At 70.5% G+C, this 2288-nt stretch carries 2 protein-coding genes; both read left to right on the top strand.

The genetic code is table 11. The features are described from left to right. On the top strand, window positions 1-297 hold a 297-nt coding region (locus AB0J04_RS45880; RefSeq protein ID WP_363174686.1), incomplete at its 5' end, for a hypothetical protein. Between the two features lie 15 nt (window positions 298-312). Next, entirely contained in the window at window positions 313-2130 is a 1818-nt protein-coding gene (locus tag AB0J04_RS45875; protein ID WP_363174685.1) for an NAD(P)/FAD-dependent oxidoreductase, read from the top strand. Window positions 2131-2288 lie beyond the last annotated feature (158 nt).

The following is a 2288-nucleotide window of genomic DNA, read 5'->3' as shown; positions in this document are numbered from 1 at the left end:
GCCGGCACGGTCAGCACCACCCACCCGACCGCGCTCCACATGAACGTGGGCCGGTACGAGGTGAGCGAGATCGAGGCGGCCGAGCACTGGTGGGAACTCCCCCAGAGCCACAGGACCGTGGTGCACCTCGACATCGCCCACCGCGGCCCCGGCACGGCGGTCCTCGGCCTCGACACCCACCCGCCCACACGTGGCGGCGCCGGTGGCGACCGCTCTGCGGGCGCAAGCCCTCGAGCACTGACGAGCAGCGCCCCCGGGCGCCGGATGGCACGACCCTCTGACAGCCACCCCCACTGACAGCGAAGAGGCACCATGGACACCCCCCACCAGCCGCCCGCCCCCACCGCACAGGGCCGGCTCGATTTCGACCCGGACGCCCTGCGCGCCCGCTACCGGGCCGAACGCGACCGCCGGATCCGCCCCGACGGCACCGGCCAGTACCGGCGTATGACCGGCGAGTTGGAGACGTACGCCCAAGACCCGTACGCGGACCCCGAGTCGACCCGCCGGCCACTGTACGACCGGGTCGAAGTGGCCGTCATCGGCGGTGGCTTCGGCGGTCTGCTCGCCGGGGCCCGGCTGCGGCAGGCCGGTGTGCAGGACATCCGGATGATCGAACTGGCCGCCGACTTCGGCGGTACCTGGTATTGGAACCGCTATCCGGGCGTGCACTGCGACATCGAGTCGTACGTCTACCTGCCGCTGCTCGAAGAGATCGGGCACATCCCCACGTGGCGGTACGCGCCGGGCGAGGAGATCCGCCAGCACGCCCGGGCCATCGGCCGGCACTTCGACCTCTACCGCGACGCCTGCTTCCGGACCCGTGCCACCGAACTGCGATGGGACGAGGGCGAGTCGGAGTGGATCGTCTCCACCGACCGCGGCGACCTCATGCGGGCCCGCCATGTCGTGGTGTCCAGCGGCACGCTCAGCCTGCCCAAGCTTCCCGGCATCCCCGGCATCGAGACGTTCCGGGGCCACATGTTCCACACCAGCCGCTGGGACTACGCCTACACCGGTGGTGACGCGGACGGGGGCCTCCACAAGCTGGCCGACAAACGCGTGGCCGTCATCGGCACCGGCGCGACCGCCATCCAGATCGTGCCCCATCTCGGCCGTGACGCACAGGAGTTGTACGTCTTCCAGCGCACCCCGTCCTCGGTCGACGTACGCGCCAACCGCCGTACCGACCCCGCCTGGGCACAGTCCTTGACCCCCGGCTGGTCGCGGCGCCGCAGGGACAACTTCCTCTCACTCGTCAGCGGCGGTCAGGTGGAGCGGGACCTGGTGAACGACGGCTGGACCGCGAGCGCCCGGCTGTTGCAGAACCTCGTCCCGAGCGACGGCTACGCCCATCTCCCGGCCGAGGAGCGCGAACGCCTCGGCGAACTGGCCGACTTCCAGAAGATGAACGAACTCCGGGCCCGCGTGGACGACCTCGTCGACGACCCGGCCACGGCCGAGGCGCTGAAGCCCTGGTACCGCTACATGTGCAAGCGGCCCACGTTCAGCGACACCTACTTACAGACCTTCAACCGGCCGAACGTCACCCTGGTGGACACGGCCGACCACGGTGGCGTGCAGCGCTTCACGGAGAACGCGCTGGTCGTCGGCGGCACCGAGTACGAGGTCGACTGTGTCGTCCTCGCCACCGGTTTCGAGGTGGGTGTCTCGGGGATCCTGTCCGGCGAACTCCCGGTACACGGCCGGGACGGTGTCACCTTCGCCGAGCGGTGGAAGGACGGTCCGCGGACGCTGCACGGCCTGTACAGCCACGGCTTCCCCAACCTCTTCCAGCTCGGCCCGGTGCAGAACGCCGCTTCCGTGAACTACGTCCACCTCCTAGACGAGCAGGCCGTCCATGTCGCCGCGGTCCTCGCCGAGGCCCACAAGCGCCAGGCCCGCCACGTCGAACCGAGCGTCGACGCCGAGGCCGCCTGGGTCGACACGATCCACAAGAAGGCGCACAGCCTGCACAGGTTCCAGGCCGAGTGCACGCCCGGCTACTACAACAACGAGGGCATGCCCAGGCAGCGCAGCGAGACCTTCGGCGACGGCCCTGTCGCCTTCCACGAACTGCTCAGGCGCTGGCGCGAGGAGGGCGGCATGGACGAGGTCGTCGTCGGATGACCCGCCCCGCAACGCGGCCACAGGAGGTGCCGACGCACCCCACCCGCTTCGACGCCACCGGCCTGCGGAGGCCGACCAGCGAACGCTTCGACGTGCACAGGCTCAACCCGCCCAACCGGCTGTGGGGCGCCAACGGTGTCACGTTCGGGCCCGACGGG

Origin of the sequence: Streptomyces sp. NPDC050263, from assembly GCF_040655955.1 — a bacterium.
Lineage (GTDB): Bacteria > Actinomycetota > Actinomycetes > Streptomycetales > Streptomycetaceae > Streptomyces.
This window is presented reverse-complemented; position numbering and strand designations above follow the sequence as displayed.